We start from the raw sequence: 16,174 nt of genomic DNA, 5'->3' as shown, positions 1-16,174 counted from the left end.
CGAGTCTAGATGCGCTCGACCCCTTCGGGCAGGCGCAACCAATTTTGTTTGGATTTCATAATGATGAATGTTTCGCTTCGAACAACATGGCCAAAGGTAAGGATCGTTTCCGTGGTAAATCGATACAGTTCTTCCTTTCCGCCCACACAGACGACCTCCGCAATGATATCGTAACGTCCGGCAACCACCCCTGCCCAGGCGACATTGGGAAGACGGGATATCTTTTCCACGATGCCATCCAACGTTCCTTTGGATTGGATACTCATCGCGACCAAGGCGGTGATCATGTCTGGGTGCCGACTGGGATCTACGAGGCCGGATACTTTGAACAACCCTTTATCCTCGAGATGTTTGACCCTGCTTCGAATCGTCGGCGCTGTAACATTGAGCTTTTTTGCCATTTCACCGAACGACATGCGCCCATCTTCCGTTAGCGAGTGAATGATCTCGTTATCCAATGCGTCGAGTATGGCTTTGTCCAAGAAGCACCTCATGTAAAATTTCTATTTGAAAAATATTGTTCATGTCTATTATCAAATTAAAAAATTTTCAATAGTAAAAATTTTCGTTTGCAATAATATCAAGCGGAATATTTTATTTTTCGTCTGAGGCGAAAGCTTTGATCCGAAGGCAGGAATACGAAAAATGGGGGCCGCCGCGTTAAATAACAAACCGAATTTATATTGAATCCAGTAGAAAACGAAAGGATCGCAATGGGCTATCTGACTTCGTATATCATCGATTTCACCTTGAACATCCGATAGGAAGATCTGCCGGCCGCAGTTAAACACCAGGCCAAACAGTTGGCGGACCAAATCTGGCCCGCCGATCAATGGATGGACCTTAATCCTATTTTCGACGGGTGTCTGTTGGATAAAAAGAAATAGTGATGCAGTGAATTTTAGGCCGTTGACGCCCGGCCGCCAATCGATAGGTGTGACCCTGAATTTCTCTACGGCCATCAACCCGATGGTCGTTGCTTTATGTTGACCGGCCTTCGCCCTTAAATCGCCAGCGTTTCGCCGACGCGGGGCACCATCGCATCGTAGCCCTCGTCTTTCAGCCGCTGGCAAAACGCCAGGCTCTGGTCCTCTTCGCCGTGGACCACGGCAATCCGCTTGATATTCAGGTCGGATTGCTTCAAAAACCGCAACATCTCGTTCCTGTCCCCGTGGGCCGAAAACCCACCGATCTTAACCACCCGCGCCTTCAACGGGTACTCCTTGTTGAGAATTTTGACGATGGGAGGCTCTCCCGACCGCCCCGACGCCTCGTAGGCGGTACCCTGTTCCAAAATGCGGCGGCCAAGGGTGTGGTTGGCCATGTAGCCCACGATCAGGATCGTATTTTTGGGATCGTGAATCTTATAGCGCAGATGGTGCAGGATGCGTCCGGCCTCGCACATACCGGACGCCGAGATAACGATATGCGGGCTTTCCTCGCGCATAAGCGCCATGGATGCCTCGACGCTTGAGGTGAACTTCACCTGTTTGAACGCAAACGGATTTTTGCCCTGCTGGAGAAAGGTTTCGTGGGTCTCCTTGTCGTACACTTCGGGGTGTTCGCCAAACACCTTGGTAATGTTGATGGCCAGCGGGCTGTCCACGTATACCGGCATGGCCGGCACCTCCCCGTCCGCATACAATTCATGGATAACATAGAGCAATTCCTGGGTCCGTCCGTAAGCAAAGGAGGGAATCAGCACGCTGCCGCCCTGTTCGAACGTCTCGTTGAGCACTTTCTTGAGCCGGGGGCGCAGGTCGATCACCGGTTCGTGATCCCGGTTGCCGTAAGTACTTTCCATAATCATCAGGTCCACATCTTTTGCAAAACCATCGAGGTGGTTGGACGGGTCCCTGAGAATCGGTTTGTCGTAACGGCCGATGTCCCCGGAAAAACACACAGTGCGTGATTTGCCGTTGGCCTCGTATCGAATCATGGCAACAGCTGAACCCAGGATGTGGCCGGCTTCGAAGAGCTTGCAGGTGACACCGCTTCCAATGGTTACCGGATTGCGATAGGGAATGCCCTCGAAAGCCTTGAGTGCCTGTTCCGCATCGAAGGTGGTGTACAGCGGCTCAACTCCCTTGAGGTGAAAACGCTGGATATACTCGTTGATCACATCGACATCGAGTTTGTGTCCATTTTTTTTCAGCAACTTCCTGACATCCTGCAGTTCGCGCTTGCTGGTATTGCCGTATTCGCCTGGACGCATGCGGGACAGGGCACCCCGGACGGTCTTGTAATTGAGGTATTCGGCATCGCTCTCCTGGATATGGGCCGAATCCGGGAGCAGGAAGCCGCAAGCGTCGGCCGTGGCCCGGGTACAGTAAATGCGCCCGCCGAATCCTTTCTTGACCAGCAGTGGAATCCGCCCGGAATGGTCGATGTGCGCATGGGAGAGAATCATGTTGGTGAGGATTTGGGGATCGAAGGGAAGCACCCGGTTCTTCTCCGCGGATTCTTTCCTCCGCCCCTGGACCAGACCGCAGTCCAGCAGAATACGGTCCTCGTCGGTACTCAACAGGTGCATGGAACCGGTCACTTCCCTCACCGCGCCGTAAAATGTGATGTGCATTTTTCTCTCCTTTTTTCAAACAATCGCTTGGATTCACAACGATGACGCCACTATTGCCCATCCCGGAGCAAAAAACAAGGCGCAAAAGAGCGCGATGCAGGGCGGCCGCATTCGGATTTCTTATCGTCGCTGACGTAGTTTAGGAGCCTAGTTCATCCGCGAATGGCTGACAAAGGCGGTGGTTACCCACCAACACACCCATATCGTCGCAGGCATGACAGCGAAGAGCAGAAAGTAAATCCAAATAGGGTCACCCTGCAGCACTTTGACCGGCTGCGGTTGAGAAATCCGGGGGCAATACGCGAAATCCGTTCAGGGAGCGTCAGGCCAGACGACGGTGCCCTGTTGCACGGAAATGGCGGCCACATGGTCGCCGAACCAGCGGTGTTCCACCGGCCAGGGAAGGCTGTCGTAAGTCAGAATCATTTGGGTGGGAGTTTCGATTTCAACGATCCGGCACCGGGACAGCCCCGCCATGCCCTTGCCCACGGCCTTGAGCACAGCTTCTTTGGCGGTCCAGAAGCGGAAAAAAGAAGTGGGTTCCTGATCGCCGGCCAGCCGCCATTCGGCGTCGTCGGCAACCCTGGCCAACAGGGCCTGATTGACCGGACGCACTGTTTCCAGATCCAGCCCCACCGGCAGCGTCGCGGCCACCGCGCCGACGATGGCCGACTTGTGGCTCAGGGACCAGTAGACCCCGTCGACCGGCAGGGGCGCGCCCTGATCGTCCTTGGGCAAGTCTCCCAAAAGAAGTCCGCTTTTCTCAAAGGATTGAGCAAGGGCCAGGCGGGCATAGCGGCTCAAAAACCTGACCATTTCCCGGCCCTTGCGTTGCTGATCCGTCGCGGGAACCGGCAGGATCACCGGATAAATCGTATCGGCTGATTTGCTCATGGGTCAGGAGGAACCCCCGCTTTCTTTCTGGATGGCAAGCGCCATTTCATACACTTTTTTGCGGGGCAGATTGTACTGACGGGAAAAGGCTTTGGAAACACCCGACAGGCGTGCATCCGACCGGGCCAGCGCCTTTCTGAGAGCCTCTTCCAGTTGTGCATCGGAGACGGATTCCTCCGCCGTCGCACCGGCCACCAGAAGCGTGCACTCGCCCTTGACCTGCTGGCGCTTTTCGAGGGCGGCCCGAATCTCGGACAGGCTGCCGCGGATGAATTCTTCGTGCAGCTTGGTCAGTTCCCGTGCCAGCACCGCCTGGCGGTCCCCCATGACCGATTCAGCGACCTCTAAAAGCGCCGCCACCCGCCGGGGTGACTCGTAAAATACCAGGGTGCGCGATTCCGCGGCCAGCGATTCGAGCAGTTCCCTGCGACTGCCGCTCTTTTTAGGGGCAAAACCGATGAACACGAAGGCATCGGTGGGCAAACCCGAAACACACAGGGCCGTGACCGCAGCCGAAACCCCCGGAACCGGAATGACATCCAAACCATCCTCTACGGCGGCCCGCACGAGCCGGTAGCCGGGATCCGAAACCGAGGGAGTGCCGGCGTCGGAAACCAGTGCCACCGATCTGCCGGAGCGGATTTTGTCTATCAGTTCTGCGCTGCGCTGACGCTCGTTGTGTTCGTGGCAGGAGATCAGTGGGGTCTTGATCCGGTAGTGCGCGAGCAGACGTGCGGTGTGGCGGGTGTCCTCGGCAGCGATCATATCGACCCCGGTCAGAATCCGGATGGCGCGCAGGGTGATATCCTCCAGGTTGCCAATGGGGGTGGCCACCACATAAAGGCCGCTGGGAACAGGTTTATCCGTAGGCAAGGGTGAAGGCATTTTTCACGATCTCGATGGCGGTTTTCCCTGCCGCGGTGTCGATGGCCACGACATCGAATCGGGCCCGGGCTTCGGGCTGTCCACTGCGTTTGAGGTAGTCCAGGGCGGCCATGGAGATTTTACGCTGTTTCGTGGGCGTGACGGCTCCCTTGGCATTGCCGAATCGGCTCGAAGAACGCGCCTTCACCTCCACAAAAACGAGGGTGTCTTTTTCCCTGGCGATGATATCGATTTCACCGACGCTGGAACGGTAGTTGGTCTCGACAATGCGATACCCTTTGAGCTTGAGATAGTTCAGCGCCAGGCGTTCGCTGCGTTTACCGAATTGTTGTTGCCGATTAAGCATGCCGGTTCCGTAAAAAGCCCGATATCTTCGTTACGCGTATCCCTCGTCACTGCGGAGTACTTTTATTTACACCTCATTCCTCGGGATTCGCAAGCCTTGATCTCTGGCTTTTTACGAAACCGGTCGTCATAATCGTCCATGGTATTGTCCATCAAAATTTTTTGGTTCAATGCAGCTAAGAAGGGTTTACAGCTGCACTGATCACCGATCACTTTCCACGTATTCTTTTACGCCCTTAAACGACCGGCGGTGGATGGGGCAGCAGCCATGCTGCTGGATGGCCTGGCGGTGCGTCTTTGTGGGATAGCCCTTGTGGCGGCCGAATCCGAATTCCGGGAACAACTCGTCCACCTGGTCCATCATGCGGTCCCGGGTGACCTTAGCGACAATGGACGCCGCGGCAATGGAGATGCTCCGGGAATCTCCCTTTTTGATGGCCTGCTGGGAAAGGTCCGAAGCGATGGTGAAAATGCCGTCGATCAGCAGATGATCCGGCCGCGGGTCCAGATTGGCCACGGCCATGGCCATGGCGCCCAGTGTCGCCTGCAGGATGTTTATCCGGTCGATCTCGCCAGCATCCACCACACCGATTCCAATGGCATGGGATACCTCGTACAGGCGATCATAGAGGTCGTGCCGCCGCTTGGGGGTCAGTTTCTTGGAATCGTCTATTCCCGGAATGGCCACCCCATCTGGAAGAATGACGGCTGCAGAAACGACGGGACCGGCCAGGGGACCCCGGCCGGCCTCGTCAATGCCTGCAACAATCCGACAGCCCATTTCATGGGCGTTTCTTTCAAAGGCCCAAAGGTCTGCTTCCATGGTACCCTATGGGACGTTGTTCATATTAGGTGAACCGTTTTTCCTTGATCCGGGCCGCCTTGCCGCGCAGCTTGCGCAGGTAGTAAATCTTTGCCCGGCGCACCCGGCCGCGGGTGACCACTTCCACCCGGTCGAGGATGGGCGAATTCATAGGAAAAACACGCTCCACGCCGACACCATAGGAGACTTTACGCACGGTAAAGCTGGCGTTGGCCAGGCCCTTTTTCTTGCTGATCACGACGCCAGTAAACGCCTGCAGACGCTCCTTGTTGCCTTCGCGGATTTTCACGTGCACCGTAACGGTGTCACCCGGTGAAAAGTCCGGCAGATCCATGCGGACCTGTTCTCTTTCAATGTTTTTGATAATTTCCATGATCACTCCCGATATTGATGTTAAGTATTCATTCACCTGCCCAGCAGTCGGTCCACAACGATAGCTGCCGCGGACCGTACCGACAGATGATTGTAAGTTTCTGTTCCGGCCAGCGGCTCCAGAATATGGTCCGCCCGGGCCATGAAATCATCCGTCAACCCCCAGGCCGTTCCGAAAACCAGAAGGACAGGGGTGGCGCTTTCTACCATCTCCCTTAAGCGCTGGCAAGTCATGCCGCCGGTGTCCCGCCGGGCCGTGGTGACCACCGTCACGGGCCGGCAACCTTCGGTCGCGGAGATCTCATCGACGCTTTGCTCGAAGGTGTCCCTGACATGGACCAGTTCCAGGGCTTTTTTCCGCTTGGGGTTGTACCGCCCGCCGGTGCCGCTGATCCAGTGGTCCACAATGCGGTTGACCAGTATCTTCTGGTCCGCCAGCGGCGTAATGACAAAATAGCCCCTGACGCCGTAACTCCTGCACACCCTGGCGATGTCGTGCAGGTCCAGATTGGTTACCGCCGAGGCGATGGTTTCGCCGTTCTTGTCGATCACCGGATAATGAACCAGCGCGACGTAGAGCCGGCTATCCGATGAGCCGGTCAAGTTCCCTGCGCCATTTTATCAACAAGGCCCGCTCCTCCGGGGAAACGCCCCGCCTTTCCAGGAGGTCCGGCCGCTTAAGCACGGTTCGCATCAGAGCCGTTTCCCTCCGCCAACGCTCGATCTCGGCGTGGTTGCCGGAAAGCAGCACATCGGGGACCGCTTCGTCGTCATAATTCGGCGGTCGCGTGTAGTGGGCATATTCCACGAGCCCGTCACTAAAGGTATCGCTGCCTGCCGAGTCCTCGTTGCCCAGCACACCGGGAATCAGTCGCGCCACGGCATCGATGATCGCCATGGCTGCCAGTTCGCCGCCGGTAAGAACGAAGTCGCCGATGGAAATTTCCCCGTCCACAAAGCGGTCGACGAAGCGCTCGTCCACCCCTTCGTAACGACCGCACACCAAAATGAGTTCGCCGGCCTGTGCCAGCGACTCGGCCAACTGCTGGTCGAACCGTCTGCCCTGAGGGGAGAGCAGCAAGGTGGTTGCCGTTGGCATGCGGCCTTTGGCTTCGGCCATCGCACCGGCCAGCGGTTCCGGCTTCATGACCATTCCGCAACCGCCTCCGTAAGGCCGGTCATCGGTCACCCGATGCCGTCCTTCGGCATGGTCGCGGATGTTGACGGTAGCCGGATGGATCTTGCCGCCCTGAACCGCCCGCCGAATGATCCCATGGTCCCAGAACGGCTGGAACAGCTCGGGAAAAAGGGTCAGCACACAAACTTTCATGGTTTACCGCGCGGTCTATAGCCCTTCCGGCAGATCCACGGTCATGATCCCGCCCTCCAGATCGATGCTGAGGACCACATCGCCGATGGCAGGAATCAGCGTCTCCTGAGGCTGCCCGCCACACGCTCCCCTGACCACGTATATGTCGTTTCCGGAGGTGGGAATGATGCGGACCAGCCGTCCCAACCGGGTGCCGGAGGCATCGATCACCCGTAGTCCCACCAGATCGAACCAATAATAGGTATCTTCCTCCAGGGCCGGCAGGCGGTCTTTTTCGACAAACAATTCCGTTCCGATAAGGCCTTCGGCCTGATCGCGCCGGGTTACCGATTCGAAATTCATCAACAGGCTTTTACCGTGGGGCCAGACCCTGTCGACGGTCATCGTCCGGATGGAGCCGTCGGGCAGGATTGCGTGAATTCCTTCTTTCGCTTCATAAACCGACAGAGACTCCGTATACGAACGAACCTTCAGGTTTCCCCGAATGCCGTGGGCGCCGACCACCTTGCCCACCAGGATGAGGTCGTCCCTGTTCCCGGGACTATTCGATGATTTCAAGAACCGTTCGTTTTTTGATTTTGGCGGATGCCGCACTCAAAAGGGTACGCATGGCCCTGGCCGTGCGTCCCTGTTTACCGATCACCTTGCCCAGATCCTCTTTGGCCACTTTCAGTTCGATCACGGATGTCTGGTTGCCCTCGATTTCATCAACGGAAACCTGATCCGGAAAATCTACCAGCTCCTGCGCAATGAACTTGATCAGCTCTTTCATAGCTCCATCTCCTTCGTGCCTCTAGTCGTCAAATCGAAAACGTGCTGGGATTGACGAGGCGCCCGGATTGCAAGGCGCGAAAAGTGCCATCGACAGTGCCACTGGCACCGGGCAACACGACGAGCCGTTATGCATCGGTAATCGAATGCCGCTGCACGGATGGACAGCGGCAGCCGGTTGTACCTGGGAATCACGGTTGGCGTGCGGTCTTATTCCGCAGCGGCAAAAACACCTTCGCGTTTCAGGATCGATTTGACCGTGTCGCTGGGGGTGGCCCCCTGACCGATCCAGTATTTGATCCGATCCGTGTTCAAAGCCACCGCTGCCGGGTCCTGGAGTGGATTGTAGGTCCCGAGTTTTTCAAGAAAACGACCGTCCCTGGGGCTTTCGCTGTCTGCTGCGACAATCCGGTAAAACGGTCTTTTTTTTGCCCCGTGGCGGGCCAGTCTGATTTTAACTGCCATGCTTGTTCTCCTTTAGAAGGGCAGCATGCCGCGGCCCAATCCGCGCATACCGCCTTTATTGATTTTTTTCATCATCTTCATCACCTGCGTATAATTCTTGAGCAGACGGTTGACATCCTGCACCCGCGTGCCGCTGCCCGCGGCGATCCGTTTGCGGCGGCTGCCATTGATGATCGAATGCTGACGCCGCTCCATGGGCGTCATGGAATTGATGATAGCCTCGATGTGCACCAACTCTTTTTCGTCCACTTGCAGATTCTTCATCTGCTTGACCTTCCCCATACCGGGGATCATCCCTAAAATGTCCGTCAGGGAACCCATCTTGCGGATCTGACGCATCTGGTCGCGAAAATCTTCCAGGGTAAACTGGTTTTTGCGCAGCTTCTTTTCCAGTTCGGCGGCCTGTTTTTCGTCCACCACCTCCTGGGCCTTTTCGATCATGGTGAGAACGTCACCCATGCCCAGGATACGCGAAGCCATGCGATCCGGATGGAAGGCTTCCAGGTCGCTGAGCTTTTCGCCCACGCCGATGAACTTGATGGGCTTTCCGGTGATGGACCGGATCGAAAGGGCAGCACCGCCCCTGGCGTCGCCGTCCATCTTGGAGAGCACCACGCCGCCGATGTCCAGCCGTTCGTCGAAGGACTTGGCGATATTGACCGCATCCTGGCCGGTCATGGCGTCGGCAACCAGCAGGATGTCCGTCGGCTTCAGGGCCGTACGAATGCGCGCCAGCTCTCCCATCAGCTCTTCGTCGATGTGCAGCCGCCCGGCCGTATCCAGAACAAGCGTGTCGCAGCCCGCTTTGTGCGCCGCCACCCGCGCCTGCTGGCAGATATCCACCGGATTCATCTCCGGCGTGGAATCGAAAACCGGCACCCCCAGCTGGCCGCCCACCTTTTTGAGCTGATCGATGGCCGCAGGCCGGTAGATGTCCGCCGGTACAAGATAGGGCTGTTTTCCTTCTTTGCGCAGCAGCACCGCCAGCTTGCCAGCCGTGGTGGTCTTACCCGAACCCTGCAGGCCCACCAGCATCACCGCCACCGGTTTCTCGCCGGCCAGATTCAGGCCCTCATGGGTATCTCCCATGAGCCGGGTCAAGGATTCGTTGACGATCTTGACCACCTGCTGGCCGGGCGTCAGGCTCCCCATGACCTCCTGGCCCAGGGCGCGCTCCTTGATGTCCGCCACCAGCCGCTTGACCACCTGGTAATGCACATCGGCTTCCAGCAGCGCCATACGCACTGCTCGCAGCCCATCGGCAATATTCTTTTCAGAAAGTTTGCCCTGGCCTTTGAGCTGCTTGAAAACCGAATTTAATTTGTCGCTGAGCGCATCGAACATGCAATTTACCCGCTATGCCAACTAAAACCTTGAAAATAGATTTTTTTTAATGCTATGTCAAGGTATAAAAAAGGCCGCAAGATACCGGAATCCGGTAGAGAACTTGAGCCGCCAACCCAAGTTTTCCCGCATCCCCTTTTGCCATCGTCTGACAACGAACGAACCGGCAATTCGAACCGGGTCGTGGATCCCACATCATGACTGTAGAATCAAGCAAAATCGACATCAAAGACCTCTCGCGGCAGCAATTGGCCGAGTGGCTTCAAGAGCAGGGCCAGCGCCCCTTTCGCACCGACCAGGTTCTACGGTGGGTCTACCTGCGCCAGACCGACCACTTCGAAGAGATGACCAACCTCGGCAAACCGTTGCGGGCCGCACTTGCGGCAGCCTACGTCAACCCGCGCCTGCAGGTGGAAAAAGAGGCCTTCTCTAAAGACGGCTCCCGCAAGCTTCTTTTCCGGCTCCACGACGGGCGGCACATCGAAACGGTCCTGATTCCCGAAAAGGAACACTTCACCCTCTGCATCTCAAGCCAGGTGGGGTGCCGCCAGGGCTGCCGATTTTGCATGACGGCCAAGGGGGGATGGGTCCGCAACCTTTCGGCCGGGGAAATCGTCTCCCAGGTGCGCGATGTCAAGCGGCAGGTGGATGCCAAGGGTGACATGCCTCTGAGCAACATCGTGTTCATGGGAATGGGAGAGCCGCTGGACAACTACACCAATGTGATCCAAGCCCTGGAAGCGATTACCGACGGAGACTGGGGGCTCAAGTTTTCCAGCCGGAGGGTGACGGTTTCAACGGCCGGGATCGTGCCCGCAATGGCGGATCTGGGGCGCGAGACCCAGGTCAACCTGGCCGTATCCCTCAACGCCACCGAGGACGATACCCGCAGCCGACTGATGCCCGTCAACCGCAGGTATCCCATCGCCGACCTGGTGGACGCCTGCCGCCGCTACCCGCTGCCGCCCCGCCGCAAGATTACCTTCGAATACATTCTGATGAAAGGCGTCAACGACAGCCTGGGCGATGCCCGCCGCCTGGCAAAGCTGCTGCGCCCCGTCAGGGCCAAGATCAACCTGATCCCCTTCAACGAGCACCCGGGCAGCGAATATTTGCGCCCCGATCCGGAACGGATCGTCCAGTTCCAGGAAACCCTGGCCGACCATCACTACACGGCCATCGTGCGCCACAGCAAGGGACAGGATATCGGTGCGGCCTGCGGGCAGCTCAGAGCGAAGTTGAAGATGGACGAGGGATGAAGAATGAAGGACGAGGGACGAATCGGCACGATTGATCACATGTGACTACAGGCAAACGGTTGTCCCGCTGTCGCATTGCTGACAGTTTAGCCTCGCAAAGTCTCGGGGACCTTGCCATTGCATGATATGAACACGAGCGACGCCCTGATCCAGCGCCTTGAATGCAGCTTCCATTTTCGCAACCATGCCGCCCTTGATCGTTCCCGCTTCGATAAGCGCTTTTGCTTCATCCCGGGACAGCGTGACGCATCGCTTCCCATCCACCAGCACACCGGGCACGTCGGTAAAAAAAACAAGATCGGTACAGTTTGCGGCGGCCGCCAGCGCCGAGGCGGCGCTGTCGGCATTTACATTGTAGGTAACGGCGTTTGAATCGCCGGAAACCGGCGAGATTACCGGCAGGCGCCCCTTGGCAAGGGCATCTTCCACCACCTTTTCGTTGACACCGGAAATTCGCCCCACATATCCCAGGTCCTGCCCATTGCGGCTGAGCGGCTCGACCGTGAACAGGTTGCCGGTTTTTCCGGACATGCGCTGGCAGGCGACATCGCTTTTTTCAAAGGCATTGGCAATACGTTGATTCACTTTTCGGGACAGCACCTGTTCAACAATCTCGACATCTTCTCTGGGGGTTACCCGAACGCCGTCGATGAAACGATTTGGGCGGCCGGCGGCTGACAATGCCTGGGAAATCTCTGCACCTCCTCCGTGAAGGACGATAAATTCCGCGTCTTCACTGGCAGCCATGGCGGCCCCCAAGGCCAGCATGCCCTCTTGTTTCTCAAAAGCAAGGCCGCCAATTTTGATCAGAAATCTTTGCTTCATGGCTTGAATCTCCCCGGATACCGAATCAACCGCAGACTTGATTAAAACTCAAAGACCATGCCGACTTCGTCGCAATTGAAAAATTTTGGACATCGGCTGCACTCAACCCACAGGTTGGGCGGCAACTCTTCTTTTTTCTTGGCCGTGAACCCCATCTCCTTAAAAAACGCCGTCGACAGGGTGAACGTATAGAGAAACTTTAGATTCAATTCCCGCGATTCCCGTATGATAAACTCAACAATCGCTTTTCCGATCCCCATGTGTTGATATGCCTCGGAGATGGCCAAAGCGCGCAACTCTGCGAAATCCCGCCACAATATATGTAAGCTGCCGCAGCCGAGGAAGCGTTCGCGGCCGTTTTCGCTTCGGGTTGCATGGGAATCGAAGCCGTTTGAATCAACGGCAACCACGAAATCGCGGATGTTTTCATAAATGTACTGCGGACCTCTGGGCAGCATCAGGTTGGATGCGGCAAACCGGTTGACCAGTTCCAGAATGTCTTCAACGTCGCTGATGATGGCTTTCCGAATGGTTAGCCGGGCATTGGCATTTTTTGCGGGCACATGATTTGGCATGTCTTTAAATTAGCAAAGAGGTCCGTCAACCGGGCCGTACGATTACACTCATTTTCGCTCAAGGTAGCACAACTCTCTCTGGTGCGGTTATCAATTATACAAGGGGACAATGCCAGGTAAAAACCGACAAAAATATCGGCTGTTCCCATTGGCCCCAATCGTGGGTCGCTTTTATGAGCTGAGATAATAGCGGGAAAAATCGTTGTCGGTTTTTCTTTGTTGCCGCAGGTGGTTCGTTGCGGCCTCAGGCGAGCGACTGCAGGTAGGATTTTAAATTCATTTTTTTTGCTACCAGGCCGAGCTTTCGGCGGATGTTGTGCCGATGGAACTGAACGGAGCTTTCCGATATCGTCAGTATTCCGGAAATCTCTTTGGTCGATTTATCGTCCCTGATTAATTTGGCAATCAAAATCTCCCTGGGTGTCAGTTGCATATACGTCGCCGAGAGTTTACGCGAAAAGGGGGAAACCACATCATTCAGGTTGGATTTGAGAATTCCCAGGAAGGTTGTCGCCCGCGGTGTCAGCTTGCTGTTTTCCAGCTTCTCGATATAAGGCATAAGCTGACTCTTTACATTGTAAAGAATATTGTTCTCTATGTCCTCTTTGTCCTTTTCCCTTTTTTTCAGCAGTACGCTCAAAGCGATGTTCGCTTCTTCAAGATTGTCGGTTTTCATGCGCAGTTCCTGCTCTCTCGCTTTGAGGGCTTTTTCGGCATTGGCTTTGGCAGTAACGTCTTCATAGCACACGAAGTGCTTTCTCCCTTTGATGATCACATGCGTGATCCGCAGAATCTTCACATCGCCATTTTTGCAGCGAACCCCGAACTCCCGGGGTTCGGTTTCATGCGTCCGGTCCATTCTTTTCAAGGCCGCCTGCCAGACATCTCGCACGGTTTTACGAAGATCGGTATCCGGATAAGCGTTGCGGAACCATGCGTCTATATCCGGCAAATCCTCGGGCAGATATCCGGTGATTTCCTCGAATTTCGGATTGGAGTACGCAATACTTCTATCCGGGTTGATAATGAGCATGCCATAAGGGGCATTCTCCACCAGGGATTTGAAACGTTCCTCACTTCTTCTCAGATTGAGTTCCGTTTTTTTCAGTTTGCTGATGTCGACGTGGGTGCCGATGGCCTGCTTTGGATTTCCCTGTGCGTCCCGTTTGGTCACCTTCCCGTGCCCGAGAATCCATTTCCATTTGCCGTCTTTCGTTCTGGCCCGATATTCAGCCTCGTAATGGCTCGTTCTCCCCTCGAAATGGTCCATCAGGGCTTTTTTGACTTTCGGCCAGTCCTCGGGGTGGGTTATCTCGTCCCATTTACCGGAGGTTTCGCCCAGGTCATTGAGCGAATACCCCAACATTTCAGCCGAATGATTGGTAAAAAACATCTTCCCCTTGACGAAATCGATTGTCCACAGGCCCTCTTTGGCCCCCTCCAGAGCGAGTTTAAGGCGACTTTCGCTCTCTTTCAGCTCTCTGGTACGCCGTTTTACCCGATGTTCCAGTTCGTTGGCGAAAGCAGCCAGGGACGTATTTGCATTTTTAAGGTGCTCCTCGGCATTGATGCGGCCGGTAACATCCTTGGCCTGGACGACTTGAAAAGGGGTGGATCCATCCGGCGGATGGATGTTGTAAATCGAAAGCTGGACGTACCGTTTTTGCCCGTTCCTCCGGATGATCTCGTATTCGTCGTCACTGATGAATATTTCACGTCCCTTCGTCCGGGAGACGGTCTCCATCATTTTTTGCCTGACGTTTTCATCCGGATATAGCTTTTTCAGCCAGGACGCCATGTCCGGTATTTCGGCAGGAGAATAGCCGGTGAGCTGTTGCATGGCAGCGTTATATTGAACGACCTGCCGGTTGGCCGTATCTCTGATCAGGGTCGGAATTGTGCTGTCGGAAAAAAAATCCCAGAGAATCGTATATGCTGCCCCAAACTTCTCCTTGGTTCGATCGGCCATCTTTTAAACCCTTTTTTGTCGTCGGGAATCTTTTGTACGACTGCCTTTGCTAAGGGGAAAACCCGTCCGACGACACGAAACTGATGCCGTCGGCCATGCCATCAGCCTTTTGATCCTGATCGTGCCATGGCCGGTTGCCCTGAACCTGAAACGATCAGGAGCTATTATTTCAATTGGCTTCAGAATTTGTCAATCTTTCCGGACCAAACCGTCGGGTTTTTTCTATCGGTAAACCGCTGAGAATTGATTGCCGGCGCGTGGATGATGAAAAATGACAAGCAGCGCCAAGGCCCCATTTTACCGAAAGGATACCGTCAAAAGAACAATGGGTAAATGTCAGGAGAAACCTGACAGCAGGTGCAGCAGGTCGTCAAAAAACAAGTTAATCCATTTGTTTTCATGGAGTTAACGCCTCCCATGGCTCCCCCGATCAGCATGGTGCACGATTGACACGCAAGAGCTCTTATGACATTTTTGGCCAAGTCACGATCAACGTGCTTTTTTATGCTCACCCCTGCTTTCCCTCCAACAGACAGAGGATCAAAATGAAAACCGTCGTCGAACAGACACGCCAAACCATTCCGGGGCTCGAGGAGTTCTGTAGCCAAAAAACTGACGAACAAATCCCTTTTTTCAGTCGGGACGGCCGGTTGTTCGATATTATATACGGGCAGCAATTCGACCGCGAATTTCTGGACCAGCTTTGTCATTTAGCCGATCTGATTCGGCAACTGGCCAGGACCAAAACCGGCTCGCGGCAACTCAGAAGCCTTCTCGAGCACAAACGCGCCATGCTCTATTTCGTTCAACCGTCGACAAGGACGTTTCTATCGTTTCTGAATGCGTGCCACCTGTTGGGCATGAAGGTGTCCGAAAGCCGTGAAACTTCAACAAGCTCGGAAGTAAAAGGCGAATCCGCCGAGGACACATTGTGCACCTTCGCCAGCTATGTCGATTTGATCATCAGCCGCCACCCCGAAGCAGGCTTCGCCCAAAAAGCGGCCTGGGTTCTCAACAACACCGAACGACCGGTTCCTGTCATCAACGGCGGCTCGGGTCCGGACCAGCATCCGACCCAAGCTTTGCTGGACATTTATACATTGCAGCGGGAATTTCGCAGCATCGGCGGCCTGGACGGCAAAAAGATCGCCATGGTAGGCGATTTGAAACGGGGGCGTACCGTACGGTCGCTAAGCTATTTAATGAAAAACTACAGAGACGTAACCATTTACTATGTCGCACCGAACGAATTTCGAATGAAATCCGACATCACCTCGTTTTTAGAAAAGCAGGGCATCCCTTATCACGAGAGCGACGATTTCGAGAGCGTGATGCCGGAAGTGGATGCCATCTACATGACACGGGTTCAGAACGAATACGGAGGCGGACCGGAAGACGAGCCCACCGATTACCCCGATTTCCATTTCAAGGCCGAGCACCTTTCCCTGATCCAACCCCATTGCTCCATCATGCACCCCTTACCCCGACGCTACGAGATCGATGTCCTGGTGGATCAGGATCCCCGGGCGGCCTACTGGCGCCAGGAGCGCAACGGAATGTGGATCCGGGCGGCCCTGATTGCCTACATTTTCGGCCAGGAGCAGGAAGTTTTCTCTGAATTCAAATAGTCTTGGAAAAAAAGGCCGGCACGTCCTGCTGACGGCTGCCAACAGGTGGAAAGTGGGTCCCGGGACTTGCCCGGGACCATCTCCGTCAGTTGATCGGCATTACCGGTAAAC

Annotated in this window: 19 protein-coding genes; 2 read left to right on the top strand and 17 right to left on the bottom strand. The window is 55.4% G+C overall.

Features of this window, described 5'->3' with window-relative positions; translation table 11 throughout:
• Positions 1–5: 5 nt before the first annotated feature.
• From GN111_RS30850 to ffh, 14 genes are all read right to left on the bottom strand, one after another.
• On the bottom strand, positions 6–482 hold the full coding sequence (locus tag GN111_RS30850) for an Lrp/AsnC family transcriptional regulator (protein ID WP_170302541.1): 477 nt from the start codon (positions 480–482) through the stop codon (positions 6–8).
• Positions 483–533: 51 nt separating this feature from the next.
• Positions 534–962 (bottom strand): hypothetical protein, encoded by a 429-nt coding sequence (locus GN111_RS30845; protein WP_155307432.1) that lies wholly within the window; start codon positions 960–962, stop codon positions 534–536.
• 41 nt (positions 963–1,003) lie between these two features.
• The gene (locus GN111_RS30840; protein ID WP_155307431.1) at positions 1,004–2,578 is read right to left on the bottom strand and encodes an MBL fold metallo-hydrolase RNA specificity domain-containing protein; all 1,575 of its coding nucleotides are present in this window, start codon (positions 2,576–2,578) and stop codon (positions 1,004–1,006) included.
• Between the two features lie 312 nt (positions 2,579–2,890).
• Positions 2,891–3,472 carry a 4'-phosphopantetheinyl transferase family protein gene (locus GN111_RS30835; protein ID WP_155307430.1) on the bottom strand — a complete coding sequence of 194 codons (582 nt, stop codon included), beginning with the start codon at positions 3,470–3,472 and terminating at the stop codon, positions 2,891–2,893.
• A 3-nt stretch (positions 3,473–3,475) separates the two neighbouring features.
• Positions 3,476–4,357: a 16S rRNA (cytidine(1402)-2'-O)-methyltransferase gene (rsmI, locus tag GN111_RS30830; protein ID WP_176603306.1), complete on the bottom strand. Its 882-nt coding sequence runs from the start codon at positions 4,355–4,357 to the stop codon at positions 3,476–3,478.
• Entirely contained in the window at positions 4,332–4,703 is a 372-nt protein-coding gene (locus GN111_RS30825) for a YraN family protein (RefSeq protein ID WP_155307429.1), read from the bottom strand. Before GN111_RS30825 ends, rsmI begins: the two co-directional genes overlap by 26 nt.
• 201 nt (positions 4,704–4,904) lie before the next feature.
• Positions 4,905–5,525 carry a ribonuclease HII gene (rnhB, locus tag GN111_RS30820; RefSeq protein WP_155307428.1) on the bottom strand — a complete coding sequence of 207 codons (621 nt, stop codon included), beginning with the start codon at positions 5,523–5,525 and terminating at the stop codon, positions 4,905–4,907.
• Between the two features lie 25 nt (positions 5,526–5,550).
• The gene (gene rplS, locus GN111_RS30815) at positions 5,551–5,898 is read right to left on the bottom strand and encodes a 50S ribosomal protein L19 (protein ID WP_269433799.1); all 348 of its coding nucleotides are present in this window, start codon (positions 5,896–5,898) and stop codon (positions 5,551–5,553) included.
• 32 nt (positions 5,899–5,930) lie between these two features.
• On the bottom strand, positions 5,931–6,500 hold the full coding sequence (locus GN111_RS30810; RefSeq protein WP_155307427.1) for an RNA methyltransferase: 570 nt from the start codon (positions 6,498–6,500) through the stop codon (positions 5,931–5,933).
• Positions 6,481–7,227, bottom strand: coding sequence for a tRNA (guanosine(37)-N1)-methyltransferase TrmD (gene trmD, locus GN111_RS30805; protein ID WP_155307426.1), 747 nt, complete (start codon positions 7,225–7,227; stop codon positions 6,481–6,483). The genes GN111_RS30810 and trmD overlap by 20 nt, the downstream gene beginning before the upstream one ends.
• Positions 7,228–7,242: 15 nt before the next feature.
• A complete protein-coding gene (gene rimM, locus GN111_RS30800) occupies positions 7,243–7,785 on the bottom strand; it encodes a ribosome maturation factor RimM (RefSeq protein WP_170302540.1) in 543 nt (180 codons plus the stop codon).
• The gene (locus tag GN111_RS30795; RefSeq protein ID WP_155307424.1) at positions 7,769–7,999 is read right to left on the bottom strand and encodes a KH domain-containing protein; all 231 of its coding nucleotides are present in this window, start codon (positions 7,997–7,999) and stop codon (positions 7,769–7,771) included. Before GN111_RS30795 ends, rimM begins: the two co-directional genes overlap by 17 nt.
• 209 nt (positions 8,000–8,208) lie before the next feature.
• Entirely contained in the window at positions 8,209–8,463 is a 255-nt protein-coding gene (gene rpsP, locus GN111_RS30790) for a 30S ribosomal protein S16 (RefSeq protein ID WP_155307423.1), read from the bottom strand.
• Between the two features lie 12 nt (positions 8,464–8,475).
• Positions 8,476–9,807, bottom strand: a complete 1,332-nt coding sequence (ffh, locus tag GN111_RS30785; protein WP_155307422.1) for a signal recognition particle protein — start codon at positions 9,805–9,807, stop codon at positions 8,476–8,478.
• Positions 9,808–10,004: 197 nt separating this feature from the next.
• On the opposite strand from ffh, the gene rlmN reads away from it, so the two are divergent.
• Positions 10,005–11,066, top strand: a complete 1,062-nt coding sequence (gene rlmN / locus GN111_RS30780; RefSeq protein WP_155307421.1) for a dual-specificity RNA methyltransferase RlmN — start codon at positions 10,005–10,007, stop codon at positions 11,064–11,066.
• Between the two features lie 45 nt (positions 11,067–11,111).
• Here rlmN and argB read toward each other — a convergent pair whose 3' ends face one another.
• From argB to GN111_RS30765, 3 genes are all read right to left on the bottom strand, one after another.
• The gene (argB, locus tag GN111_RS30775) at positions 11,112–11,891 is read right to left on the bottom strand and encodes an acetylglutamate kinase (protein ID WP_155307420.1); all 780 of its coding nucleotides are present in this window, start codon (positions 11,889–11,891) and stop codon (positions 11,112–11,114) included.
• 41 nt (positions 11,892–11,932) lie between these two features.
• A complete protein-coding gene (locus GN111_RS30770; protein WP_170302539.1) occupies positions 11,933–12,454 on the bottom strand; it encodes an N-acetyltransferase in 522 nt (173 codons plus the stop codon).
• 256 nt (positions 12,455–12,710) lie between these two features.
• Entirely contained in the window at positions 12,711–14,435 is a 1,725-nt protein-coding gene (locus tag GN111_RS30765; RefSeq protein ID WP_155307418.1) for a PAS domain S-box protein, read from the bottom strand.
• A gap of 545 nt (positions 14,436–14,980) precedes the next feature.
• Between GN111_RS30765 and pyrB the strand changes: the two genes are divergently transcribed.
• Complete coding sequence (gene pyrB, locus GN111_RS30760) at positions 14,981–16,063, top strand: aspartate carbamoyltransferase (RefSeq protein ID WP_155307417.1); 1,083 nt, start codon at positions 14,981–14,983, stop codon at positions 16,061–16,063.
• Positions 16,064–16,174 lie beyond the last annotated feature (111 nt).

The organism is Desulfosarcina widdelii (genome assembly GCF_009688965.1).
In the GTDB taxonomy this organism is placed as follows: Bacteria; Desulfobacterota; Desulfobacteria; order Desulfobacterales; family Desulfosarcinaceae; genus Desulfosarcina; species Desulfosarcina widdelii.
The sequence above is the reverse complement of the archived record's forward strand: the minus strand, read 5'-3'. Positions and strand labels throughout refer to the sequence as shown.